This is a genomic window from Streptomyces sp. NPDC014861, assembly GCF_043081625.1.
Lineage (GTDB): Bacteria > Actinomycetota > Actinomycetes > Streptomycetales > Streptomycetaceae > Streptomyces.
Genome location: NZ_JBIBWV010000001.1, coordinates 508425 through 531337 on the forward strand (window position 1 = coordinate 508425; position 22913 = coordinate 531337).

Annotated in this window: 22 protein-coding genes; 8 read left to right on the plus strand and 14 right to left on the minus strand. The window is 72.4% G+C overall.

What is annotated here, in order from left to right; all coding sequences use genetic code 11:
* Positions 1 to 79: 79 nt before the first annotated feature.
* The 5 genes from pucL to ACF1BN_RS02230 form a co-directional block, all read right to left on the minus strand.
* On the minus strand, positions 80 to 1003 hold the full coding sequence (gene pucL, locus ACF1BN_RS02210; protein WP_392329673.1) for a factor-independent urate hydroxylase: 924 nt from the start codon (positions 1001 to 1003) through the stop codon (positions 80 to 82).
* 5 nt (positions 1004 to 1008) lie between these two features.
* Complete coding sequence (gene uraH, locus ACF1BN_RS02215; RefSeq protein ID WP_392329674.1) at positions 1009 to 1416, minus strand: hydroxyisourate hydrolase; 408 nt, start codon at positions 1414 to 1416, stop codon at positions 1009 to 1011.
* Entirely contained in the window at positions 1413 to 1928 is a 516-nt protein-coding gene (gene uraD / locus ACF1BN_RS02220) for a 2-oxo-4-hydroxy-4-carboxy-5-ureidoimidazoline decarboxylase (protein ID WP_376602253.1), read from the minus strand. Before uraD ends, uraH begins: the two co-directional genes overlap by 4 nt.
* A 155-nt stretch (positions 1929 to 2083) precedes the next feature.
* Positions 2084 to 2422 carry a helix-turn-helix domain-containing protein gene (locus ACF1BN_RS02225; RefSeq protein WP_392329974.1) on the minus strand — a complete coding sequence of 113 codons (339 nt, stop codon included), beginning with the start codon at positions 2420 to 2422 and terminating at the stop codon, positions 2084 to 2086.
* Positions 2423 to 2466: 44 nt separating this feature from the next.
* The gene (locus tag ACF1BN_RS02230; RefSeq protein ID WP_037881565.1) at positions 2467 to 2727 is read right to left on the minus strand and encodes a hypothetical protein; all 261 of its coding nucleotides are present in this window, start codon (positions 2725 to 2727) and stop codon (positions 2467 to 2469) included.
* 140 nt (positions 2728 to 2867) lie between these two features.
* Between ACF1BN_RS02230 and ACF1BN_RS02235 the strand changes: the two genes are divergently transcribed.
* From ACF1BN_RS02235 to ACF1BN_RS02250, 4 genes are all read left to right on the plus strand, one after another.
* Positions 2868 to 3701 (plus strand): TIM barrel protein, encoded by an 834-nt coding sequence (locus ACF1BN_RS02235; protein WP_392329675.1) that lies wholly within the window; start codon positions 2868 to 2870, stop codon positions 3699 to 3701.
* Positions 3702 to 3745: 44 nt separating this feature from the next.
* Complete coding sequence (locus ACF1BN_RS02240; protein WP_392329676.1) at positions 3746 to 4639, plus strand: 2-hydroxy-3-oxopropionate reductase; 894 nt, start codon at positions 3746 to 3748, stop codon at positions 4637 to 4639.
* A 196-nt stretch (positions 4640 to 4835) separates the two neighbouring features.
* The gene (locus ACF1BN_RS02245; protein ID WP_392329677.1) at positions 4836 to 6293 is read left to right on the plus strand and encodes a catalase; all 1458 of its coding nucleotides are present in this window, start codon (positions 4836 to 4838) and stop codon (positions 6291 to 6293) included.
* A 472-nt stretch (positions 6294 to 6765) separates the two neighbouring features.
* On the plus strand, positions 6766 to 7431 hold the full coding sequence (locus ACF1BN_RS02250) for an HNH endonuclease (protein ID WP_392329678.1): 666 nt from the start codon (positions 6766 to 6768) through the stop codon (positions 7429 to 7431).
* A 234-nt stretch (positions 7432 to 7665) separates the two neighbouring features.
* On the opposite strand, the gene ACF1BN_RS02255 is transcribed toward ACF1BN_RS02250, so the two are convergent.
* The 5 genes from ACF1BN_RS02255 to gcl all read right to left on the minus strand — a co-directional run bounded on the left by ACF1BN_RS02255 (position 7666) and on the right by gcl (position 12693).
* On the minus strand, positions 7666 to 8064 hold the full coding sequence (locus tag ACF1BN_RS02255; RefSeq protein WP_392329679.1) for a hypothetical protein: 399 nt from the start codon (positions 8062 to 8064) through the stop codon (positions 7666 to 7668).
* A 288-nt stretch (positions 8065 to 8352) separates the two neighbouring features.
* Positions 8353 to 9072, minus strand: a complete 720-nt coding sequence (locus ACF1BN_RS02260) for an SGNH/GDSL hydrolase family protein (protein ID WP_392329680.1) — start codon at positions 9070 to 9072, stop codon at positions 8353 to 8355.
* On the minus strand, positions 9069 to 9539 hold the full coding sequence (locus ACF1BN_RS02265) for a cupin domain-containing protein (RefSeq protein ID WP_392329681.1): 471 nt from the start codon (positions 9537 to 9539) through the stop codon (positions 9069 to 9071). Before ACF1BN_RS02265 ends, ACF1BN_RS02260 begins: the two co-directional genes overlap by 4 nt.
* Before the next feature lie 88 nt (positions 9540 to 9627).
* On the minus strand, positions 9628 to 10458 hold the full coding sequence (locus ACF1BN_RS02270) for a helix-turn-helix domain-containing protein (RefSeq protein ID WP_392329975.1): 831 nt from the start codon (positions 10456 to 10458) through the stop codon (positions 9628 to 9630).
* Between the two features lie 447 nt (positions 10459 to 10905).
* Positions 10906 to 12693, minus strand: coding sequence for a glyoxylate carboligase (gene gcl / locus ACF1BN_RS02275; protein WP_392329682.1), 1788 nt, complete (start codon positions 12691 to 12693; stop codon positions 10906 to 10908).
* An 894-nt stretch (positions 12694 to 13587) separates the two neighbouring features.
* Between gcl and ACF1BN_RS02280 the strand changes: the two genes are divergently transcribed.
* The 3 genes from ACF1BN_RS02280 (at position 13588) to ACF1BN_RS02290 (ending at position 15620) form a co-directional block, all read left to right on the plus strand.
* The gene (locus ACF1BN_RS02280) at positions 13588 to 14154 is read left to right on the plus strand and encodes a hypothetical protein (protein ID WP_392329976.1); all 567 of its coding nucleotides are present in this window, start codon (positions 13588 to 13590) and stop codon (positions 14152 to 14154) included.
* Positions 14155 to 14244: 90 nt separating this feature from the next.
* A complete protein-coding gene (locus tag ACF1BN_RS02285; protein WP_392329683.1) occupies positions 14245 to 14997 on the plus strand; it encodes a TIGR04222 domain-containing membrane protein in 753 nt (250 codons plus the stop codon).
* 92 nt (positions 14998 to 15089) lie between these two features.
* Entirely contained in the window at positions 15090 to 15620 is a 531-nt protein-coding gene (locus ACF1BN_RS02290; RefSeq protein WP_392329684.1) for a GNAT family N-acetyltransferase, read from the plus strand.
* 42 nt (positions 15621 to 15662) lie between these two features.
* Here ACF1BN_RS02290 and ACF1BN_RS02295 read toward each other — a convergent pair whose 3' ends face one another.
* A complete protein-coding gene (locus tag ACF1BN_RS02295; RefSeq protein WP_392329685.1) occupies positions 15663 to 17291 on the minus strand; it encodes an AMP-binding protein in 1629 nt (542 codons plus the stop codon).
* The gene (locus ACF1BN_RS02300; protein ID WP_392329686.1) at positions 17288 to 18970 is read right to left on the minus strand and encodes an AMP-binding protein; all 1683 of its coding nucleotides are present in this window, start codon (positions 18968 to 18970) and stop codon (positions 17288 to 17290) included. Before ACF1BN_RS02300 ends, ACF1BN_RS02295 begins: the two co-directional genes overlap by 4 nt.
* Before the next feature lie 105 nt (positions 18971 to 19075).
* On the opposite strand from ACF1BN_RS02300, the gene ACF1BN_RS02305 reads away from it, so the two are divergent.
* Entirely contained in the window at positions 19076 to 19933 is an 858-nt protein-coding gene (locus ACF1BN_RS02305) for a LuxR C-terminal-related transcriptional regulator (RefSeq protein WP_392329687.1), read from the plus strand.
* 236 nt (positions 19934 to 20169) lie between these two features.
* Here ACF1BN_RS02305 and ACF1BN_RS02310 read toward each other — a convergent pair whose 3' ends face one another.
* Both ACF1BN_RS02310 and ACF1BN_RS02315 read right to left on the minus strand, forming a co-directional pair.
* Positions 20170 to 21276, minus strand: coding sequence for a winged helix DNA-binding domain-containing protein (locus ACF1BN_RS02310; protein WP_392329688.1), 1107 nt, complete (start codon positions 21274 to 21276; stop codon positions 20170 to 20172).
* A gap of 169 nt (positions 21277 to 21445) precedes the next feature.
* On the minus strand, positions 21446 to 22831 hold the full coding sequence (locus ACF1BN_RS02315; RefSeq protein WP_392329689.1) for an ABC transporter substrate-binding protein: 1386 nt from the start codon (positions 22829 to 22831) through the stop codon (positions 21446 to 21448).
* Positions 22832 to 22913 lie beyond the last annotated feature (82 nt).

The following is a 22913-nucleotide window of genomic DNA, read 5'->3' on the forward strand; positions in this document are numbered from 1 at the left end:
CGGTCTGGTGCCGGGCCCCGCCCGACTGCGGGCGGGCGGGGGCCGGTTCACTCAGTGCCGCTCAGAGATGTGGTGCCACTCAGAGATTGGTCATGTCGACCGGGATCAGCGCCTCGGCGCCGTCACGCAGGACCGTGGCCTCGATGAGGCCGTACATGCGGTCCGCGGCGTAGTAGACCTCGTTGTCGTTCTTGAGCCCGAAGGGCTCCAGGTCCACCAGGAAGTGGTGCTTGTTGGGGAGCGAGAAGCGCACCTCGTCGATCTCCGCGCGGTGGTTGATGATCCGCGTGGCCATCTGGTACAGCGTCTGCTGGAGGGAGTACGAGTAGGTCTCCGCGAAGGCCTCGAGCATGTGCTTCTTGGTCTGCTCGTAGGACCGCTCCCAGTTGGGCATGCGCTGGTCGTCGTCGGTCCAGTTGAACCGCCAGCGGCCGGACACCTGGGTCGCGAGGATGCGGTCGTACGCCTCCTTGAGGGTGGTGTACTGGTCCTTGATGTAGCCCCAGAACTCCGAGTTGGTGGAGTTCATGACGACGAGGTCCTTGAGGCCGGAGATGACCTCCCACTTCTCGCCGTCGTAGGTGATCTGGGTGACGCGGGTCTCCTGGCCCTTGCGGGCGAAGGAGTGGTTGACCTCGGCGGCGCCGATGAACTTGGAGTTGGCGTCCGAGGAGGCTATGCGCTCCCAGGAGTACTCCTCAATCCGGATCCGGGCCCGCTTGATCGGCTCCTGGCTCGTCACGAAGTGGCGGGCGAGGTGGATGCCGAACTGCTCGGCGGACTCGATGCCGTACTCCTTGGCGAACGCGAAGACGGTGTTCTTCGTCGTGTCGGTGGGGAGGCAGTGGGCGTTGGAGCCGGTGAGGTGGACGTCGCTCAGGTCGCCGGAGAGGGCGACGGAGACGTTGAGGTCCTTGATGTGGTGGGTGGCGCCGTCCCGCGTGATCTTGACGACGCGGTTCTCTGCTTTGCCGTACTGGTTCTGGCCGAGAATCGTGGGCATGTCTGCTAGCTCCCTCGGTAAACGGAGTAGCCGAACGGGTTGAGCAGCAGCGGTACGTGGTAGTGCTCGCCCGGCTTGACGGCGAACGTGATCGCCACCTCCGGGAAGAAAGCACCCTCCGGACCGCTGTCCCGATTCGCGGGGGCGTCCTGCTGCGCCTCGGCTTGCTGGTTCTGCTTGCTCAGGAAGTACGCCTCGGTCTCGAAGTCGAGGCGTACGTGGGTGGTGCCGACCGGCAGGGCCGGCAGGTCCTTGCACCGTCCGTCGGCGTCGGTGGCCGAGCCGCCGAGCGCGACCCAGGCGGCGTCGGAGCCGGCGCGGGCGGCGAGGGTGATCGCCACGCCCTCCGCGGGGCGTCCGATGCTGGTGTCCAGGATGTGGGTGGACACCGAGGCCGTGGTGTCGGTGCTCATGCGGCGCTCTCTTCCTCTACGAGACGGGTGAGCCGGATGCGGTTGATCTTGCCCAGTTCTGCGCGGACGATCTCGCGCTCCTGCTCGGGCGAGTTGCCGATCCGGTCCTTGACCGCGTCGCGCATCTGCTCGCCGGTCCTGCCGGTGGCGCAGATGAGGAAGACGTGGCCGAAACGGTCCTGGTAGGCCAGGTTCAGTTCGAGCATCTCGGCCTTGAGCTCGGCGGAGGAGCCGGCCATCCCGCTCTGCTCGCGGGTGGAGGTGGCATCCCCTTCCTTCGGACGACCGATCGGCGGGTGGCCCGCCATCGCCTCGGCCAGGTCCTCGGCGGTCAGCTCGGCCATGGCGGCGTCACTGGCGAGGAAGAGGGCTTCGGCGGTGGTGTACGGGCGCTGGGCGAGAAGCTTGCTCCCCCACGCCGAACTGGAGCACACCTCGTGGAGCGCGGCGAGAGCCTCGCTGTCCGCCGAGGTGTTGAACCGGGTGAGGCCCGGTGTCGTACCTGAAGTCACGGGAAGCCTCCGTGGCTGTTTTTCGCTGTGCGTCGGACGGGCTGCGGATAGCTAACGCCCTCGGCAACACGACGTCAACACTTTGTTGAAAACTCGGTGACACAAAAGCCGTCGTCCCGACATGCGGACGACGGCTTGTGGCCAGCCTTGATCAACTAGGCGTTCTCGGTGCCTTTTTCCCTGTTCAGGGCGGTCTCCCGGTTCAGGTAGTTGTAGACCGTGAAGCGGCTGACACCCAGTGCCCCCGCCACCGTCTCCACCCCGTGCCGCACGGAGAAGGCCCCGCGCGCCTCCAGCACCCGGACCACCTCCTGCTTGGATCTGCGGTCGAGTTCCGACAGCGGCATCCCGTGCCGCCGCTCCATCGCCGCGAGGATGTGGTCCAGGGAGTCCGACAGCTGCGGCAGCCGTACGGCGAGGACGTCCTCCCCGTCCCAGGACAGCAGGACGTCGTCGGCCGCGGCCTGCGCGGGTTCCAGCACCTGCGCGCCCATCGCGTCGACCAGCGGCTTCACCGCCGCCGCCAAGGGATGCTCGGTCACTTCGCGTCCTCCCCGCCCTCACCGATCACATTGACCTGGAGCGAGACCCGGGTGGCACCGGCACCGAGCGCCTTGCGCAGCAGCTCGTCGACGGCGGTGAGGACGGCGTCGGCGCCACCTTCCGCGGTGTTGCCGAAGGGGCCGACATCGACGGCGTCCAGTTCTGCGGACTGGATGACCTCACGGGCCACGACCGCGTGGGCCGGCGCCTCGTCGAGGTCGAACGGCTCGGTCGTGAACTCCACTCTCAAACGCACCATGCCCCCACGCTACGGGCCGTTCGGGCAGCTGGGGAGCCCCGGAGTCGGCGTCGGCCCTTGACAAGCACCGCCACGGACTTGCAACATTCCGTCAGACAGAAAATGACTTCCGCAATACGGAAGGAGCGCCACCCCTCATGGGATACACGGACCAGCGCTTCGATGTGAACCTGTCGATCCTCTTCACGGAACTCCCGCTCCTGGAGCGCCCCGCGGCCGCCGCCGCGGCGGGCTTCACCGCGGTCGAGCTGTGGTGGCCCTGGATCGACACCGCCACCCCCGAGCAGAGCGAGCTCGACGCCCTCAAGAAGGCTCTCGAGGACGCCGGCACCCAGCTCGTGGGCCTGAACTTCTACGCCGGACAGCTCCCCGGCCCGGACCGCGGCGCGGTCTCGGTCCCGGGCGAGGAGTCCGACCGCTTCAAGGCCAACATCGACGTCGCCGCGGACTTCGCCGCCTCGGTCGGCTGCAAGGCGCTCAACGCGCTCTACGGCAACCGCGTCGAGGGCGTCGACCCGGAGGTCCAGGACGCCCTCGCCCTGGAGAACCTGGTCCTGGCCGCCCGCGCCGCCGACCGCGTCGGCGCGATCCTGCTGATCGAGACCCTGAACAAGCCGGAGTCGCCGCTCTACCCGCTGGTGAGCGCCCCCTCCGCGATCGAGGTCGTCGACAAGGTGAACGAGGCCACCGGGCTCGGCAACGCCAAGTTCCTCCTCGACATCTACCACCTGGCCATGAACGGCGAGGACGTCAGCGCCGTCATCGCCGAGTACGCGGCGAAGACCGGTCACGTCCAGATCGCGGACAAGCCGGGCCGCGGCGCCCCGGGCACCGGCGAGCTCCCCCTGGAGCAGCTGCTCGACGAGCTGAAGAAGGCCGGTTACGACGGCTGGGTCGGCCTGGAGTACAAGGCCGCCGACGCCGCCGCGTCCTTCGAATGGCTCGCCGCAGAGGCCCGCCCGGCCCGCTGACGCAGGCCCCCTCCCCGTACGACCTTGTTTTGAGAGGCACCCTCATGAGCAGCAACCTTCCGAAGATCGCGTGGATCGGCCTCGGCATCATGGGCTCCCCCATGTCCGAGAACCTGATCAAGGCCGGCTACTCGGTCACCGGCTTCACCCTGGAGCAGGACAAGCTGGACCGTCTGGCGAAGGCCGGCGGCACCTCGGCCGGCTCCATCGCGGACGCCGTCAAGGACGCCGACGTCGTCATCACGATGGTGCCCGCCTCCCCGCAGGTCGAGGCCATCTCCTACGGCCCCGAGGGCATCCTGGAGAACGCCAAGCAGGGCGCGCTGATCATCGACATGTCGTCGATCACCCCCCAGACCTCCGTCGACCTGGCCAAGAACGCCAAGGAGAAGGGCATCCGCGTCATCGACGCCCCCGTCTCCGGCGGCGAGGCCGGCGCCATCGAGGCCGTGCTCTCCATCATGGTCGGCGGCGAGCAGGCCGACTTCGACGAGGCGCTCCCGATCCTTGAGGCCCTCGGCAAGACCATCGTCCTCTGCGGCCCGCACGGCTCCGGCCAGACGGTCAAGGCGGCCAACCAGCTCATCGTCGCCGTGAACATCCAGGCGTGCGCCGAGGCCGTGGTCTTCCTGGAGAAGTCCGGCGTGAACCTCCAGGCCGCCCTCGACGTCCTCAACGGCGGTCTGGCCGGCTCGACCGTGCTGACCCGCAAGAAGGACAACTTCCTGAACCGGGACTTCAAGCCCGGCTTCCGGATCGACCTGCACCACAAGGACATGGGCATCGTGACCGACGCCGCCCGCAACGTCGGCGCGGCCCTCCCGGTCGGCGCCGTGGTCGCCCAGCTCGTCGCCTCGCTGCGCGCGCAGGGTGACGGCGGCCTGGACCACTCGGCCCTGCTCCGCGCCGTCGAGCGCCTCTCCGGCGCGCAGGTCTGAGCCGGCGCCCCGCCTCGGCGGGGCCCCAGATTTCCGGTCGGCGGCGGTGCTGACACCTGTCCTGTCGCGCCCAGGCGCCGCCGCCGACCGGAACACCACACTTCTTTTTCAACAAACTGTTGACGCGGTGTTCCGAGCGAATTTACGCTCCACCGCATCGTCAGCAGGATCCTGTACGGAAAGGCCGCCCCGACAAATGACGCAGCGCGTGCTTACGACCGAGTCCGGCGCCCCCGTCGCCGACAACCAGAACTCCGCCACCGCCGGCGTCGGCGGCCCTCTCCTCCTCCAGGACCAGCACCTGCTGGAGAAGCTCGCGCGCTTCAACCGGGAGCGCATCCCGGAGCGCGTGGTGCACGCCCGCGGCTCCGGCGCGTACGGCTACTTCGAGGTGACCGACGACGTCACCGGCTTCACGAAGGCCGACTTCCTCTCCGAGGTGGGCCGGAAGACGGAGCTCTTCATCCGCTTCTCCACCGTGGCCGACTCGCTCGGCGGCGCGGACGCGGTCCGCGACCCGCGCGGCTTCGCGGTGAAGTTCTACACCGCCGAGGGCAACTACGACCTCGTCGGCAACAACACCCCGGTGTTCTTCATCAAGGACCCGATCAAGTTCCCCGACTTCATCCACTCCCAGAAGCGCGACCCCTTCACGGGCAAGCAGGAGGCGGACAACGTCTGGGACTTCTGGGCGCACGCCCCCGAGGCCACCCACCAGATCACCTGGCTCATGGGCGACCGCGGCATCCCGGCCTCGTACCGTCACATGAACGGCTACGGCTCGCACACCTACCAGTGGACCAACGAGGCGGGCGAGGCCTTCTTCGTCAAGTACCACTTCAAGACGAACCAGGGCATCCGCTCCCTCTCCGCCGAGCAGGCCGCCGAGGTCGTCGGCTCGGACGCCAACTCGCACCAGACGGACCTGCTCCAGGCCATCGAGCGCGGTGTGAGCCCGTCCTGGAACCTGTACGTGCAGGTCATGCCGGCCGCCGAGGCCGCCGAGTACCGCTTCAACCCGTTCGACCTCACCAAGGTGTGGCCGCACGCCGACTACCCGCTCCAGCGCGTCGGCCGGATGGTCCTCGACCGCAACCCGGACAACGTCTTCGCCGAGGTCGAGCAGGCCGCGTTCTCCCCGAACAACTTCGTCCCGGGCATCGGCCCGTCGCCGGACAAGATGCTCCAGGGCCGCCTCTTCGCCTACGCGGACGCCCACCGCTACCGCCTCGGCGTCAACCACACCCAGCTCCCGGTGAACGCCCCCAAGGCGACCGTCGCCGAGAACTACGGCCGGGACGGCGCCATGGCCACCCGCAACGGCTCGCGCCACGACAAGAACTACGAGCCCAACTCGTACCAGGGCCCGGCCCAGACCGAGACGCCGCTCTCCGCGCCGCTCGCGATCCACGGCTGGACCGGCACGCACGCCGCCCCGCAGCACACCAAGGACGACGACTTCTTCCAGGCCGGCGAGCTCTACCGCCTGATGTCGGAGGAGGAGAAGACCCGTCTGGTCGCCAACATCGCCGGCGGTCTCTCCCAGGTGTCCCGCGAGGACGTCATCGAGAAGAACCTCGCCCACTTCGCCGCCGCCGACGCCGACTACGGCAAGCGCGTCGAAGAGGCCGTCCGCGCCCTGCGCGAGGACTGATCCTCTCGAATTCCCAGACCGCGTACGACATCTGACGGGAGGTCAATGTCGTACGCCGTCCGGAACACCGGCCCGGATGAGGGGTGGTCGGTGTTCATGGACAGCGTGAGGACCGCGGCGGCTCCGAGCCAGTGCGGTGGCCAGGACGCCAGGCCCCCCTTCCAGACCTGAAGGAAGGGACCGGCCGAAGCGTCCGCCGGAGCCGCCGCGGTCCCAACGCCCTCCCCGCACAGGGGAGCACACAGACTCCGCCCGGCGGTGCGAACGTCCTGTCGCGCCAGCCTCGTGCCGTCGGGCGGTCACCAGACGAGAGCGCGGAACCAGGTTTACGGTCCCTGGTTCCGCGCTCTTCTCGTCGTCCCGCACGCCGGTACCAGCGCATCGTTTCTGCGGTGAAGATCCGCACCCGCTCGGGGGAGCGCACCGCGATTCGCCGCCCGTGCGCCCCGGTCCCGGCGCTATCCAGCAGTACGTGATCAAGAACCTGATGCGCGGGCTCGTCCCGCTCGCCCTCGTCCTGTCCCCGCTCGCCGCCCCCGCGCCCGCCGCCTCCGCCGGCGTCCAGCTCTTCCCGGACGCGCTCGCCGAGCTGACCGAGGCCACCGAGGACTCCCAGGGGTACGCGGAATCCGCCTTCGCCCACTGGGACAAGGGACTCGACACCGCCGACGACTGCGACACCCGCGCCGAGGTGCTGCTCACGGAGGCCGTCGAGGCGCCCGCCACCGGCGCCGCCTGCGCGCTGACCGGCGGCAGGTGGACCTCGTACTACGACGGCCAGACCGTCACCGACCCGGCGCTGCTCCGCGTCGACCACCTCGTCCCCCTGGCGGAGGCGTGGGCCTCGGGCGCCTCCGGCTGGACGCCCGCCCGGCGGGCCCGGTTCGCCAACGACCAGGGAGCCGCGGCCACCCTGGTCGCCGTCACCGCCCGCAGCCAGAAGGCCAAGGGCACCCAGGACCCGGCCGAGTGGGTGCCGGACGGGAACGCCGCCTACTGCCGCTACGTCGGCGAGTGGGTCGGCACCAAGCTGCGCTGGGGCCTCACGGTCGACAAGGACGAGATGGAGGCGCTCAAGCTGTTCGCCGACGGCCCGTGCGAGGAGACCGTGGTGCAGCGCTCGACAGCCCCGCGGTGAGGGCGGCGGTGACGGCGACCGAGCCCACCGCGACGGCCGCCGCCACCGTCACCGCCACCGGCAGCCCCGTGCCGACCACGAGAAGCAGGTACGGGGCCGCCGGCAGCGCCTGGAGGGAGCGGGGCCGTCCGGCCCGGGCCGACGTGCTGCCGCCGCCTCGAAGTCCCGTCACGGAGACCGGCGCGGTGCTCGTACGGCCGCGTGGACGGACCGGTCTCGACGCCGGGGCCCGGCCTAGTCCGCGTCGAACCCCGCCCAAACGCGGAGGTGTTCACCGAGGACGACGGCGTGCGGGAGGGCGGCGAGGGCCGTCGGGTCGGCGGCGACGCCCCGGCGGGCGAGGCGGTCGGCGAGCGCGCGCCAGTGGGCGGCGGCGGCCTGTTCCGGCGTCTGGTCGCCGAAGGGTTCGTCGGGGCCGACGACGGTCCGGGCGTCGTCCTCGACGGAGGCGGGCGTCAGGAAGGCGCGGAGGTCCGCGGGCCCGCTCACGCTCCAGCCCCGGTCGTCGAGGAGGGCCAGGGCGCGCCCGTCGGAGAGTTCGGCCTCCAGCCGGGCCGACACGCTCAACTGCCGTTCGGTGGTGTGTTCCGCGTCGAGTTCGACGTGGGTGACCAGGCGGGTCACGGCGGGCATGACGGTCTCCTCTCCTCGGTCCACGCACGGGCCGGTGCTCCGTCGTGGACCTCTCCCGGGAGGCGGTCCCCCTCCAGGGTCAGCCGAGCGACGTCGGCCATGCCCTCACGCTACCTCGCACCCTTGACACGTCAGCCGCGGCGAGGTGAGGACTGCTGCGTCTTCGCGCCGAGGGGCATGGGACACGCTGGAGGACCACCTCCCCGACATCGCCCCGCTGGTGGCCGCCTTCCTCACCCGAACCTGGACCTGGACCTGGACCTGACCGACGGGCGGGCACAGGTGCGGCTAGCCGGACCGGGGCGGCAGGCCGGCGTCGATGACCTCGGCGATCAGCGCGGCGCCGCGGCTGTTCTGGTGGATGTGGTCGGTCGTGAGCACGAGACCGCGCCGCCGCGAGATCGTGTCGAGGCCGCGGCGCAGCACCGCCCGCTGGGCGAGGACGCCGATGACCGCCGCGGGCGTGGCCTCCCGGTACGGGGTCGGCGGCGGGTCCGCCCGGCGCAGTTCCTCGACCTGGCGTTCGTGGAGCGGCAGGTGGGCCACCCCGTCGGCGGCGGCGACCTCGGCGATCATCCGGCTGTACGCCCGCGATGCCCGCGCCGCCGCTCCGTCGAGCCGCTGGCCGAGGACCGGGAGCGACAACAGGGCGATCGTCGCGTCGGTCTCCGCCTTCAGCCGTGCGACGACGGCTCCGAGGCACTGCTGGAACCAGCCGGCCGACGGGCGTTCCGGGAGCCGCTTGCGCTTCATGGCCTGCTCGACGGGGTAGCCGGCGAGGCTCGCCCGGGCGTCGTTGGTCCCGATCAGCACGGTGATCACGTCGGGCGGGTCCGCGACGACCGCGTCGAGGCGCTGAAGGAGGTTGTGGGCGTAGTCTCCGTTGACGCCGAACCGGGCGAGCCGCAGGTCCCCCGGAGGGCGGCGGCGTTCGAGGAGGTCCAGGTAGTCGACGCTGAACTGCGCGCGGGTGATGCTGTCACCGAGGCACGCGACACGGATCGTCACGGCGCCTCCCCCGGGCCGGGCACGGCGGCGGGTCCGGTCGGCGGGGTGTCGGTCCGGGGACGGTGGTCGGTGCCGAGGGTCGCGGTGACGGACAGGATCGACGCCGGCCCTTCCATGTCGACCGCGTGCCACGCCCCGGCGGGGTTGACGGTGGCCTCGCCCGGCCCGAGCGGGACGTGTTCGAGCCGGCCGTCCACGGCGCGGACGACCGTCACGGACCCGCTGAGGCAGACGACCAGTTCGTCGCCCGCGGGGTGGCTCTCCCAGTGGTCGCCGGGCCCCTCGCCGTCGAAGATCATCACCATCCGGCCGTCGGCGCCGTCCGCCGCGACCGCGGCGCTGTAGGCCCGGAGCACCTCCGGGTCCCAGGCGAAGCCCTCGACGGACTTCGCCGTCGATCCCCGTCCGAGGTGCACGGGGGTGGTCCGCAGGTCGAGGGCATGACGTTCGTGATTCACGAGTCTCATGCCGACGATCGTCCTCGACGGCGGTCGGGCGGTCTTGAAGAAATGGGAAGAGGAGCCGGCGCGAGGGGCGGACGGTCGGCGCCGGCGGCTACCCGGCTCCGAGGAGGACTTCGCCGCGACGCCAGGCCGTCGGCGTCCGGCCCGTGAACTCGCGCCATTCCCGGACGAGATGGGCCTGGTCGGCGTAGCCGGTGCGGGCCGCCACGTCACTCCAGGGGAGCGGGGCGCCCACCGCGGCCAGTTCGTGCGCGTGCTCGAAGCGCAGGACCCGGGCGAAGGTCTTCGGCGACAGGCCCACCTCGCCGCGGAACCGTTCGGTGAGGTGGCGGCGGCTCCAGCCGAGCTCCGCGGCGACCGCGCCGACCTGGACGCGTCCCCGCGCGGCGACGAGGCGGCGCCACGCCTCGGCCACCTCGGGTCGCATCCCGCGCACCCCGCGCACGTCGTCGCCGCGAGCGCCGCCGGCGGCTCGGCCGACCGCGCTCAGGAGCGACGCGTCCAGCGCGGCGAACCGCGCCGCCCAGGTCGGCGCCGAGCGGACCCGGTCGGCCAACTCGGCGGCGTGCGCTCCGAGAAGCCCGTCGAGGGGGACCAGGCGGTGGGCGAGTTCGGCCGCGGGCATGCCGTAGACGGCCCGGGCCCCGAGAGGGGTCAGCGACACCTGGAGGCCGTACTGGCGTCCGTCGTGGTGGATCGCGACGGACCGGCACATCAGACCGCCGGCCACGCTGCCGTACCGGGTGACCGGCGACCCGTCGTCGGCGTCCGCCGCCACCTCCAGCGGGTCCGACAGGCTGATGACCGCGGTGAGCGCGCGGCTCGGCGGGCCGCGGTGCACCCCCGCCGGGAGCCCGCGGAGGTCGAAGCCGACGTACGCGTCGACATACTCCCGCAGGGCGGGCGCCGGACGGGCCAGAATTCCGGCGGAATCCGGTCGAGCCCTGGTTCCGGCGGGGTCCGGTCGGGCCTCGCTTCCGGCGGGCGCCGGACGGGACCCGGTTCCGGCGGGCGCCGGACGGGACCCGGTTCCGGCGGGCGCCGGACCTGACGCGACTCCGGCGGGCGCCGGACGAGACCCGATTCCGGCAGGCGCCGGACCTGACCCGATTCCGGCAGGCGCCGGACGGCCCCCGGCTCCAGCGGGCGACGGGCGGGTTCCGGTGGCCGTGGGGTCCTCCATCCTCGTGAGTGTACGAGCCGCCCGGCCCCGGCAGAACGGCGAGCGCCGCGGGGCCCGTCCGGGGAACGACGGCGACGTGCCCGGCCGGATGGAGCCTGCCGGGCACGTCGTGTCGGGGATGGGGCCCCGGTGCGGAGCCGCCCGCACCCGTCGACGTGGACGACGGGTGCGGGCGGGTCCGGTCGGTCAGACCGCGAGCGGCTTGATCGCGGTCGGCGCGTGGCCCGGCTCGGTGGCCAGGGCCTCGAACTCGGTGACGTCGCTCATGTCGACGGTCTTGCTCATGGCTATGTTGGTGATGCGCTCCAGGATCGCCTCGACGACGACCGGGACCTGGAACTCGACGGCCATCTTCTTGGCCTGCTCCAGCGCCTCGCCCAGCTTGGCCGGGTCCTCGACGCGGATCGCCTTGACGCCGAGGCCCTCGGCGACCTTGACGTGGTCGACGCCGTAGACGCCGAGCTCGGGGGTGTTGATGTTCTCGAACTCGAGGTTGACCTCGAAGTTGATGCCCAGGTTGCCCTGCGCCTGGCGGATCAGGCCCAGGTAGGCGTTGTTCACCAGGACGTGGACGTAGGGGACCTTGTGCTGGGCGGCGACCGCCAGCTCCTCGATCATGAACTGGAAGTCGTAGTCGCCGGAGAGCGCGACGACCGGGGTCTCCGGGTCGGCGGTCGCGGCGCCGATGGCGGCCGGGATGGTCCAGCCGAGCGGGCCGGCCTGGCCGCAGTTGATCCAGTGGCGCGGCTTGTAGACGTGCAGGAACTGCGCGGCGGCGATCTGGGAGAGGCCGATGGTGGTGACGTACCGGGTGTCCGGGCCGAAGGCCTTGTTCATCTCCTCGTAGACGCGCTGCGGCTTCATCGGGATGTCGTCGAAGTGCGTGCGGCGCTGGAGGGTGGCCTTGCGGTCCTGCGCGGAGGCGGCCCAGGCGGTGAAGTCGGGGAGCTTGCCCTCGGCCTTCCACTCCTTGGCGATCTCGACGAAGAGCTCCAGCGCGACCTTGGCGTCGGAGGCGACACCGTAGTCCGGGGCGAAGATCTTGCCGATCTGGGTGGGCTCGATGTCGACGTGGACGAACTTCCGGCCGGCCGTGTAGGCGTCCATGTTGTAGCCGGTGTGGCGGTTGGCCCAGCGGTTGCCGATGCCGATGACGGTGTCGGACTCCAGGAAGGTCGCGTTGCCGTAGCGGTGCGCGGTCTGGACGCCGACCATGCCGGCGGCGAGCTCGTGGTCGTCCGGGATGGTGCCCCAGCCCATGAGGGTGGAGATGACCGGGATGCCGGTCAGCTCGGCGAACTCGACCAGGAGGTCGGAGGCGTCGGCGTTGATGATGCCGCCGCCGGCGACGATCAGCGGGCGCTCGGCCTCCAGGAGGAAGCTCAGCGCCTTCTCGGCCTGGGCGCGGGTGGCCTGCGGCTTGTAGACCGGCAGCGGCTCGTAGGTCTCCGGGTCGAACTCGATCTCGGTCAGCTGGACGTCGATCGGCAGGTCGATGAGGACCGGGCCGGGACGGCCGGAGCGCATCAGGTGGAAGGCCTGCTGGAAGACACCGGGGACCTGCGCGGCCTCCAGGACCGTGGTGGCGGCCTTGGTGACGGGCTTGGCGATCGAGGCGATGTCGACGGCCTGGAAGTCCTCCTTGTGGAGCTTCGAGACCGGAGCCTGGCCGGTGATGCAGAGGATCGGGATGGAGTCGGCGATCGCCGAGTACAGGCCGGTGATCATGTCGGTGCCGGCGGGGCCGGAGGTACCGATGCAGACGCCGATGTTGCCGGCCTTGGCGCGGGTGTAGCCCTCGGCCATGTGGGAGGCGCCCTCGACGTGGCGGGCCAGCGTGTGGCTGATGCCGCCGACGTTCTTGAGCTCGCGGTAGAAGGGGTTGATCGCCGCGCCCGGCACGCCGAACGCGTTGGTGACGCCTTCGCGCTTGAGGATCTCAACGGCCGCTGCGGCGGCGGTCATACGAGGCATGGGAGTGCTCCTGCTCGGCCGGTCGGTCGCAGGTGCCGGGCGGGCCGCCCGGTCCTGTTTCCGTAATGCGGAAAAACTGTTCTGCTATATGGAAGCAATGTAGGTGGGGGTCGGGAAGTCGTCAAGGGAGGTCCCACCAGACGGGCACCCGCGGGCCCTCCCCGGTGGCCGAAGTCGCACCCCGGCGAGGCCGGATTGGTGGACGATGACGTGCACGGGAAGAGGGGGTTCGGAGTGGGTGACTCGGTAGCGGTGCACTGCCCGGAATGCCGGCGGAGCCATACGTACGCGGCGCCCGTCTACCCCTGCCCCTGCGGGAGCCCGGTCGCCCCGCGCCTGATCCCGGACGCGACCGCCGAGTCGGTCCGGCACCGGACCTGGCTCGACGAGTGGGTCACCGTGCGGTGCCGCGCCTGCGGCCGCGAGGACCAGTGGCCGACGCCGGAGCTGGGCTGTGCCTGCGGGGCGGTGCTGCGGGTCCCGGTGGCACCGCTGACGGAGGAGACGGCGGGGGCCGGGACCGTGCCCGCCGCACCGGAGGGCGAGCGGGAGGAGGGGTACGGCTCCGAGCGGCACGGCCCTTTGACGTCCGCGGCGGACGACTCCGCCGGCCCCGGGCCCGCCGCCGACCCGGCCGGCCTCCTCGCCGTCCCCGACGGGCGGGTCGGGAACGAGGAGGCGGAGGCGGAGGACGCGGAGGCGGAAGCGGAGGACGGGGAGGCGGAGGGCGAAGGGGCCCGGCACGGGGAGGGCGGCGGGTACGAGGAGCCCTGGGACCCGGAGGGCCGGGGCGAACACGACCCGGAGGAGGAGACCCGGGAGCCGGTCCGGGAGGAGAGCGGGCCGGACACCTCGGAGGAGGTCCCGGAGGGCGCCCCGCAGGAGGATCCGCAGGTGGACGGGCGGGAGGACCGACGCGAGGACGGGCGGGAGGACCGGGAGCCGGAGGGCTCCCGCGGCGGCCCGGCGCCCGCCCCGCCCGTCACCGACTGGTTCGGGAACCCGCCGCGGTCCTTCGCCGAGCGCTACCCCGCCCACATCCCGCTGCCGCCGACGGCCCCGCGGCCCGCCCCCGCCCGGGGCGCCTTCCGGCCGGTGACGATCCGGACGGCGTCGGACGCGGTCGCCGCGGCCGCCACCTACCTGCGCTGGCTCGGATTCCGGGAGATCGTGCAGCCGGACGACCGGCACTCCGCCGGCGTGGACCTGCGCGGGCCCGGGCTCGTCGCCCAGGTCGACCCCAGCACCCGGCCGGCCGGGCTGCGGGCCGTCGAGTGCCTGTGGCTGAACGGACTCGGCGCCTCCGCCGTCGGCATCTTCTTCTCGCTCGCCGGCTACACCCCCGAGGCGCGGTCCCGCGCCGCCGAGATAGGGCTGCCGCTCTTCGTCCTCGATCTCACCGGCACCCCGCAGCCCGTGAACAACGCCGCCGACGAACTCACCTCGGGCGGCGCCGTCTGAACCGAACCTCGCCCTTCGAGCGAACGGATCCGGCCATCCACGCGTGATGATCACGCTCCCCCGGGCAGAAACACCATGGGGGTGGACGGGATGGGGACGGGGACGTGGTGGTGGGTGACGGCGGTCGTGGCCGCCTGGGTCGAACTGCTCGCGGCGGCGGTACTGCTGCGCGCCGGACGGCCGGGCCTCGGTACGGGTCCGGCGGGGGCGCCGCCCGGTCCGGAGGCGCTGGCCCTGCTGCGCGGCGGACGCCGGGCGGCGGTGACCGTCGCGCTGGTGGCGCTGCACCAGCACGGCGCGGTCGCGGCCGGACGCAAACGTACGGTTCGGGCCAATGGCGGGCCCGGCCGGACCCGCGACCCCGTACGGCTCGGCGTCCACCGCTCGCTCCGCAACGCCCTCGGCCTGCGCGCCCTGGCCCTGCGCCCCGACGTGCGGCGGGCCGTGGACGGGCTGCGGGCCGAGCTGGGACGGGCGGGACTGCTGCGCCCGCCGGGGCGGCACCGCTCGGCCCGGCTCCTCCTGGCCGCGGCGCCGGCGACGCTCGCGGCCGGACTCCTCGCGGCGGCCGCCGCCGGGGACGCGCCGGGGCTCCTGCCCGTCCTGGCCCCGGGCGTCCCCGTCCTCCTCGCCGCCCTCGCCCTCCTGCGGCTGCCGCCCGCGACCCGCACCGCCCGCCGGCTCCTGGCCGAGCTGCGGGAGCGGCACCCGCTGCCGGAGCACCGGCACGAGGTGGCGGACGGACGGCTCGTCCTGCTGTACGTGGCGCTGTACGGCGACCCGGCGCTGGCCCTGTTCCTGCCCCGGTTCTCCCGCGACGGGGGCCTGTTGGGTCCCGGCTGACGGCACGCGCCGGGCCGGATCCGGCGGGCCGTACGAGCCGGGCCGGGACCGCCTCGCCTCCGGCCCCCGCCGGGCCGGGCGCATACTGGCGTATGCGCATCCGAGCGGCCGCACCGGCCGAACTCCCGCTGCTCCAGTCCATCGAGCGCGCGGCGGGCGAACCCTTCCGCACCCTCGGCATGACGGCCGTCGCCGACGACGAACCCCTCCCGCTGGACGTCCTGGAGGGGTACCGGGCGGCGGGCCGGGCCTGGGTCGCGGTCGACGGGGCCGACCGGCCCGTCGCGTACCTCCTCGCGGACACCGTGGACGGCGCCGCGCACATCGAGCAGGTCTCCGTGCACCCCGAAGCGGCCCGCCGGGGCGTCGGCCGGGCGCTGATCGAGCACCTGGCGGAGGCCGCCCGGGCGGAGGGCCTGTCCGCCCTGACCCTGACGACCTTCACCGAAGTGCCGTGGAACGCCCCGTACTACACCCGCCTCGGCTTCCGCCTTCTCGCCGAGACCGACCCGGACCTCACCGCCGGCCTGCGCGCCATCAGCCGCGCCGAGGCCGCCCACGGCCTGGCGGCCTGGCCCCGCGTCTGCATGCGCCGCGAACTGGCGAGGAAGCCGGTGGGCTAGGCCTGGCGTCGCCTGGCGGACGGGAGTGTGACGACAGGCTGCCTAGGCCGGGGTCGCGTACCGCTCCCTCAGCTCCACCTTGCGGACCTTGCCGCTCACCGTCATCGGGAAATCGGCGAGGATCTCGACCCGGCGCGGGACCTTGTAGTGGGCGAGGCGGTCGCGGCAGAAGGCGGCGAGTTCGTCGAGGGTGGGCGGGTCGGCCGGGTCCCGGGGGATCACGCAGGCCAGGATCTCCTCGCCGTACCGCTCGTCGGGGACGCCCACGACCTGCACGTCGGCGACCTTCGGGTGCGCGTGGAGGAACTCCTCGATCTCACGCGGGTACACGTTCTCGCCGCCGCGGATGATCATGTCCTTGATCCGGCCGACGATCTGGACGTACCCGTCCTCGCGCATCACCGCGAGGTCCCCGGTGTGCATCCAGCCGCCCGCGTCGACGACCTCTGCGGTCCTCGCCGGCTCGTCCCAGTACCCGAGCATCACGCTGTAGCCGCGCGTGCACAGCTCACCCGCGGTGCCGCGCTCCACCGTCAGGCCGGTCGCCGGGTCGACCACCTTCACCTCGACGTGCGGCAGGACCCGCCCGACCGTGCCGGTCCGCCGCTCCAGGTCGTCGTCGCGGCGGGTCTGGGTGGAGACCGGCGAGGTCTCGGTCATGCCGTAGCAGATCGACACCTCCGCCATGTTCATCTCGGCGACCACCCGCTTCATCACCTCCACCGGACACGGCGAGCCCGCCATGATGCCGGTGCGCAGCGAGGAGAGGTCGTACGCGGCGAAGTCCGGGAGGTTCAGTTCCGCGATGAACATCGTCGGCACGCCGTAGAGGGAGGTGCAGCGCTCCTCCTGGACGGCGCGGAGGGTCGCGGCCGGGTCGAAGGAGGGGGCCGGGACGACGATGCAGGCACCGTGCGAGGTGGCCGCGAGATTTCCCATCACCATGCCGAAGCAGTGATAGAACGGAACCGGCACGCAGATCCGGTCCTGCTCGGTGTAGGCGATCATCTCGCCCACGAAGTAACCGTTGTTGAGGATGTTGTGGTGCGAGAGCGTGGCGCCCTTGGGGAAGCCGGTGGTGCCCGAGGTGTACTGGATGTTCACCGGCTCGTCGGCGGAGAGCGGCTCGGGGACGAGCCCTCCGGACGGGCGGGCGGCGAACTCCTCCCAGCTCGGGTCGCCGAAGTACACCGCCTCCCGCAGCTCCGGGCACTCGCCCCTGACCTCCTCGACCATCGACCGGTAGTCGCTGGTCCTGTGGGTGAGCGAGGCGAGGAGCAGGGAGACCCCCGACTGGCGGAGCACGTAGGCGAGTTCGTGCGCGCGGTAGGCGGGGTTGATGGTGACCATGACGGCGCCTACGCGGGCGGTGGCGTACTGGACCAGGACCCACTCGGGGCAGTTGACCGCCCAGATACCCACCCGGTCGCCCTTGCGGACACCGCTGCCGAGCAGCGCGCCCGCGATCCGGTCGACCTCGGCTCCGAACTGGGCGTAGGTCCAGCGGCGTCCGCCGGCGACGTCCACGAGGGCCTCGCGGTCGGGCCAGGCGGCGACGGCCCGGTCGAGATCGGCGCCGATGGTGTCGCCGAGGAGCGGGGGGTCCGCGGCCCCCTGCGCGTGGGAGAGCTCCGTACGGCTGGTGCCGGCCGTGGGCGTCGGTCCCGTCATGCGAGGTCTCCTTCGGTGAACTCCGGTCCGGTGGGGGTGCCTTCGGCGGTGAGGCGGCGCAGCTCGACCCGGCGGATCTTGCCGGAGACCGTCTTCGGCAGCTCGGCGAACTCCAGGCGGCGGACCCGCTTGTACGGGGCGAGGACGGCCTTCGAGTGGGCGAAGAGGGACCGTGCCGTCTCCGCGTCGGGCGGGAAGCCCTCGGCGAGGACGACGTACGCCTTCGGGACGGCGAGGCGCAGGGGGTCGGGCGCGGGGACGACGGCCGCCTCGGCGACGGCCTCGTGTTCGAGGAGGGCGCTCTCCAGCTCGAAGGGACTGATCTTGTAGTCGGACGCCTTGAAGACGTCGTCGGACCGGCCCACGTAGTGGAGGTAGCCGTCCTCGTCGCGGCTGCCGATGTCGCCGGTGCGGTAGTAGCCGCCGGCCATCGCCTCCGCCGTCTTCTCGGGGTCGCCGTGGTATCCGCTCATCAGGCCCACCGGGTGGGCGGAGAGGTCGAGGCAGATCTCGCCCTCCTCGACGTCCGCGCGGCCCGTGACCGGGTCGACCAGTGTGACCGTGTAGCCGGGGCTCGGACGGCCCATGGAGCCCTCCTTGAGCTTCTGGCCGGGACTGTTGGAGACCTGGACGGCGGTCTCGGTCTGCCCGAAGCCGTCGCGGACGGTGACCCCCCAGCCGCGCCGGACCGCCTCGATGACCTCGGGGTTCAACGGCTCTCCGGCGGCGACGACCTCGCGCGGCGGGGTGGCGAGCCGGCCGAGGTCGGACTGGATGAGCATCCGCCACACGGTCGGCGGGGCGCAGAAGGAGGTGACGCCGTGGCGTTCCATCTCGTCCATGAGCCGGCCCGCGTCGAAGCGCGTGTAGTTGTGGATGAAGACGGTCGCCTCCGCGTTCCAGGGGGCGAAGAGGTTGGACCAGGCGTGCTTGGCCCAGCCGGGCGAGGAGATGTTGAGGTGCACGTCCCCGGGGCGGAGCCCGATCCAGTACATCGTCGCCAGGTGCCCGACCGGGTAGGAGGTGTGGGTGTGCTCCACGAGCTTGGGGCGGGCGGTGGTGCCGGAGGTGAAGTACAGCATCAGGGTGTCGTCGGCGAGGGTGGCGCCGTCGGGCTCGAAGACGTCGGACTCGTGGGAGGCGTGCTCGTAGCCCAGCCAGTTCGCCCCGTCGCCGCCGACCGAGATGCGGGTGTAGTCGCCGGGCACCTCGGCGAACTTCCCGGTGTCCTCGGCGCGCGCGATGACGTGCCGGGCCCGGCCGCGCTCGACGCGGTCGCGCAGGTCGGCGGGGCCGAGGAGCGGGGTGGCGGGGATGACGACGGCGCGCAGCTTCATCGCGGCGAGCATGGTCTCCCACAGCTCGGTCTGATTGCCCAGCATCACGATGATCCGGTCCCCGGCGCGGACGCCCCGGGCGCGCAGCCAGCTCGCGACCCGGTTCGAGCGGGCGGACATCTCCGCGAAGCTCACCTTCGTCTCCGAGCCGTCCTCCTCCACGATGTGCAGGGCGGTGCGGTCGTTGCCCTCGGCGATGACGTCGAACCACTCCAGCGCCCAGTTGAACCGGTCGGGGCGGGGCCAGGCGAAGCCGTCGCGGGCCGCCGTGTAGTCCTCGCGGTGCCGGAGCAGGAAGTCCCGGGCGGTCCGGAACTCCTCCGTCGCGCTGGTGGCCGTCATGTGTCCTCCTCGTTGCGGGACCGGTCCCGCCCATCGTGTAATCGGTGACCCGGGTCTCACTACCCCCGTTCGGGGGTGAAGGCGCGGGGGAAGGGACGTTCTTCCGTGTCCGAGCGGATCGAGGCGGTGGAGCTGCGGACGGCGCTGCTGCGGCTGCGGCGCGGCAGCGGGCTGCCGGTGGTCTTCGGCGGCCTGGTGGAAGGCGGCCGGCCGCTGCGGATCGCCGAGCTGCACGGGGCGGTCACCCCGGCGCTCCGGGGCCTGGCGGTCTCCCCCGGCAACGGCCTCGGCGGCAAGTGCGTGGCGCTGGCCCGGCCGTGCGCGGTCACCGACTACCCGGTGGCCCGGCACATCACCCACGAGTACGACCTCCCGGTGTCGGCGGAGGGCCTGCGGTCGGTGATCGCGGTGCCGGTGATCGTCCGGCGGCAGGTGCGCGGGGTGCTGTACGGGGCGCTGCGGGACGCGCTGCCGCTCGGCGAGCGGGTCTTCGACGCGGCGGTGGCGGCGGCCCGGGACGTGGAGCAGGCGCTGGCCGTACGGGACGAGGCGCGCCGGCTGGCCGAGCAGGCACTGGCCGTACGGGACGAGGTGAGCCGGCCGGTGGAGCCGGCGGCGGCGGGGCCGTCGTGGGAGGAGGTGCGGCAGGCCCACGGGGAGCTGCGGGCCCTCGCCCCGCGGGTGGCCGACGAGGAGCTGCGGACCCGGCTGCTCGCCGTGTGCGGGCGGCTGGAGTCGGCGGCGGGGCGGCCGGGCCCGGTCGGGGGCGTGGCGCTGACGCCGCGCGAGACGGACGTCCTGGCGGCGGTCGCCTCCGGGGCGACGAACGCCGTGGCGGCGCAGCGGCTCGGGCTGCGCCCGGAGACGGTCAAGGGCTATCTGCGCTCGGCGATGCGGAAGCTGGGGGCGCACACCCGCCTGGAGGCGGTGGTGGCGGCGCGGCGGGCGGGGGCGCTGCCGTAGGGGAGAGCGTGCCGACCTCCGCGTCGGGCCGCGCGCGGGGCTGACGGCCTCGCGGACGCCGACGCCGGGGCGGTGGGGTTCGGTGGGGTGGAGCAGGAGCCCCCGGTCTCGGCGAGGGGCGGGGCGCCGGGCGCGGCAGCGCGGCGAGTCGCTCGTCGCCGATGTCCCGTCCGGAGGGCTGCGCCGCCCCGGCGAGCCACGCCTCGGCCTCGGCGCGGCTCATGCGGGGTGCCCTCTCATCCGTCGGTGCGGAGGACCAGGTCGTAGGCGCCGTCGGCGGGGGCGGTGAGGCGGAGGGTCCGTTCGGCCTCGGCGGTGAGGGCGGTCCGGTCGGCGCGGGTGAGCCGGACGAAGGGCTCGACGGTCAGCGTGACGCGCCCCTTGGCCTCCTCCAGGAACCAGAGTCCGGCGAGGAGGCCGTCGAGGAGGAAGACGCGGTGGGACTGGTTGCCGGTCCAGGTGCGGGCCCGGTGCTCGTCGGGGACGATCCTGCGCCGGTCGGCGTGCGAGAGCAGCAGGTTGTCGAACTCGGGCAGGAAGCGGGGCGGGGCGGGGACGGACTCGTCCGGGCGGGGCGCGTCGGGCAGGTCGAAGAGTTCGGTGCCGTCCTCGTCCCGGAGGGCGAGCAGGCGGGGTCGCAGCCGCTCGAACGCGGGCCGCAGCCGGGTCAGTCCGCACCAGGTCTGCATGTCCTTCACGGAGGCGGGTCCGAAGGCGCCGAGGTAGCGCAGCACGGTCTCGTCGAGGTCGGCGTCCCCGTCCGCCGCGCCCTCGAACCACACGTCGGTGGTGGTGAGTGCGACCTGGCCGCTCCTCCCCCACAGTCCGCGCGGGGTGACCTGGACGAGCGGCAGCAGGCAGCGGGCGGCGACGGTCAGGGCCTGCGGGTCGGCCTCCGGCCACTCCTGGAGGAGGTGTTCGCGGAGTTGCTTGGGGGTACGGGGCTCCGCCTCGACGAGCTCGCGTGCGAGGGCGGCGAGCCGGTCGAGGTCGACGCCGGCGAGCCCCTTGCGGAACATGCCGAGCTCGCGGTCGATCGGGCCCGGCTGGGCGAGGGCGCGCAGGGCGACGGCGTCGCGGGCGGTGTGGGTGTGGACGGTGGAGCGCAGGGTGACGATCCGGGCGACGGTCCGGGACTCCATGAGCGCGGACAGTTCCTCGGGCCGGAAGCCGTCGAGGCGGGCGGCGAGGGCGTAGTACGGCGGTTTGGTGTTCTGCGCCTGGAGTCCGACGAGATGGCGTACGGCTTCCTCGGGCCCGAGCGGGGAGTGCTGGAGCAGCAGCTGGCGGGCGAGGGTGGCTCGGCCCAGGGCTCGGCGCGAGAGCGGGGGAAGGGAGTCCATGCGGGGGACGCTACAAGGCGTCGGGGACGGTTTCCGTCCTCTTGCCCCCGGCGGCGGGGAGCGTGCGGCGACCGCGCCGCCCGCGCGCGCCGCCCACCCCTCCCCGGCCGCACTCCTCCGTCCGCGTGTCCGGTCGGCATGCCCGCGCGGCCGGTCGCCGGTGGTGCTCTCACTGGTCGGCGAGGAGGTCGTTGACCTGGGCCTCCGCGGTCGAGAGGAGCTGGTCGACGTCGGCGTCCTCGTCGGTGAGGATGCCGGCCATGACGTCGTCGAGGACCTTGTAGACCTCCTGGGCCCTCGGCGGCTCGGCCTTGCCGGGGACGGGGTTGTCCATGAAGGTCTTGAAGTTGGCGACGGGCATGGTGGCGTTCGCCAGGCGGGCGGCGTCGTCCTTGGTCTTGGACTCGTTCAGCCAGAGGTTGGGCTGCGGGATGCCGACCGGCAGGCCGTCGGCCTTGGTGCGGGCCCAGTCGAACTGGCCCTTGCCGACGGTGAGGTTCTTGAAGTTCAGCCAGGCGATCGCGGCCTTGATCTTGTCGGGCGAGATGCCCTGTCTGACCATGTAGTTGTTGCCGCCGGCGAGGGTGTTCCTGCCGCCGGGGATCGGTCCCATGCCGAAGTTCTCGTATCTGGCGCCGAGTTGCTGGACCATGTAGGTGATGTCGTCGGGTGCGGCGAGGAACATGCCCAGCTTGTCGGCGGCGATCCGCTTCTGGAGGTCGCCCCATTTCAGCAGCTGGGTGTCGCCCATGGAGCCGTCCTCCCAGCGCATGGCGTGGAGGTTCTCCGCGACCTGCCTGCCCAGGTCGCTGTTGAAGGCGGCCTTGATGCCGCTCGCGTCGACGACGTCGCCGCCGAGGCTGTACATCTGGGCGGTGAAGTGCCAGCCGCCGGTGTTGCCGGCGCTGTACTCGCCGAAGCCGGCGATGCCGTCGCCGAGGGCGGCGATCTTCCTGGCGGCGGCGCGGACCTCGTCCCAGGTGCGCGGTGGGGCGTCGGGGTCGAGGCCGGCCCGCTCGAAGAGCTCGCGGTTGATCAGCAGGCCCATCGTGTAGTTGCTCGTCGGCAGCCCGTACAGCCTGCCCCGGTGCCTGAGGGAGTCGAGGACGTCGGGGTTGATGTCCTGGAGCAGGGGCACCGACCAGGGGTTCACGTACGCGGAGATGTCCTCGGCGCCGTTCTCCGCGAGGACCTGGGGCAGGTCGGTGAAGTAGGTGAAGAAGACGTCGGGCTGCGACTTGGCCTTGAGCATCGTGGTGAAGCGCGAGGGCTCCATGCACTGATCGGGGGTGGACAGGCCCTCGACGGTCACGTTCGGATACGTCCTGTTGAACGCGGCGACGTCCTCCTTCCACTCCTTCACCTCCGCCTCCCTCGTGGCCGGCGGCATGCAGTCGATGGTGATCGTCACCTTCGTCCTCGGGTTGAGCACGGTGCTCGGATCGGAGGAGCCGGTGTCCTCCGAGCCCCAGCCTCCCCCTCCGCAGGCGGTGAGCGAGCAGGCCACGAGGACGGCGACGGCGTGATGCCCGCGGCGGAGCGGGGCGTTCTTCATCGGTGGTTCCCTTCGGGCGGGCCGTGCTGGAGCGCGGCGGCGCCCACCGCCGGTCGCGGTGGGCGCCGTCGCTGCCGCCGTG

Bases quoted from the DNA above. Each gene is read 5' to 3' on its own strand.
- ACF1BN_RS02290 (WP_392329684.1), top strand. From the start codon at position 15,090: ATGCGCATCCGAGCGGCCGCACCGGCCGAACTCCCGCTGCTCCAGTCC.
- ACF1BN_RS02285 (WP_392329683.1), top strand. From the start codon at position 14,245: ATGGGGACGGGGACGTGGTGGTGGGTGACGGCGGTCGTGGCCGCCTGG.
- ACF1BN_RS02315 (WP_392329689.1), bottom strand. From the start codon at position 22,831: ATGAAGAACGCCCCGCTCCGCCGCGGGCATCACGCCGTCGCCGTCCTC.
- gcl (WP_392329682.1), bottom strand. From the start codon at position 12,693: ATGCCTCGTATGACCGCCGCCGCAGCGGCCGTTGAGATCCTCAAGCGC.
- ACF1BN_RS02235 (WP_392329675.1), top strand. From the start codon at position 2,868: ATGGGATACACGGACCAGCGCTTCGATGTGAACCTGTCGATCCTCTTC.
- ACF1BN_RS02310 (WP_392329688.1), bottom strand. From the start codon at position 21,276: ATGGACTCCCTTCCCCCGCTCTCGCGCCGAGCCCTGGGCCGAGCCACC.
- pucL (WP_392329673.1), bottom strand. From the start codon at position 1,003: ATGCCCACGATTCTCGGCCAGAACCAGTACGGCAAAGCAGAGAACCGC.
- ACF1BN_RS02255 (WP_392329679.1), bottom strand. From the start codon at position 8,064: ATGCCCGCCGTGACCCGCCTGGTCACCCACGTCGAACTCGACGCGGAA.
- ACF1BN_RS02295 (WP_392329685.1), bottom strand. From the start codon at position 17,291: ATGACGGGACCGACGCCCACGGCCGGCACCAGCCGTACGGAGCTCTCC.
- uraH (WP_392329674.1), bottom strand. From the start codon at position 1,416: ATGAGCACCGACACCACGGCCTCGGTGTCCACCCACATCCTGGACACC.
- ACF1BN_RS02265 (WP_392329681.1), bottom strand. From the start codon at position 9,539: ATGAGACTCGTGAATCACGAACGTCATGCCCTCGACCTGCGGACCACC.
- ACF1BN_RS02245 (WP_392329677.1), top strand. From the start codon at position 4,836: ATGACGCAGCGCGTGCTTACGACCGAGTCCGGCGCCCCCGTCGCCGAC.
- ACF1BN_RS02225 (WP_392329974.1), bottom strand. From the start codon at position 2,422: ATGGGCGCGCAGGTGCTGGAACCCGCGCAGGCCGCGGCCGACGACGTC.
- ACF1BN_RS02240 (WP_392329676.1), top strand. From the start codon at position 3,746: ATGAGCAGCAACCTTCCGAAGATCGCGTGGATCGGCCTCGGCATCATG.
- ACF1BN_RS02300 (WP_392329686.1), bottom strand. From the start codon at position 18,970: ATGACGGCCACCAGCGCGACGGAGGAGTTCCGGACCGCCCGGGACTTC.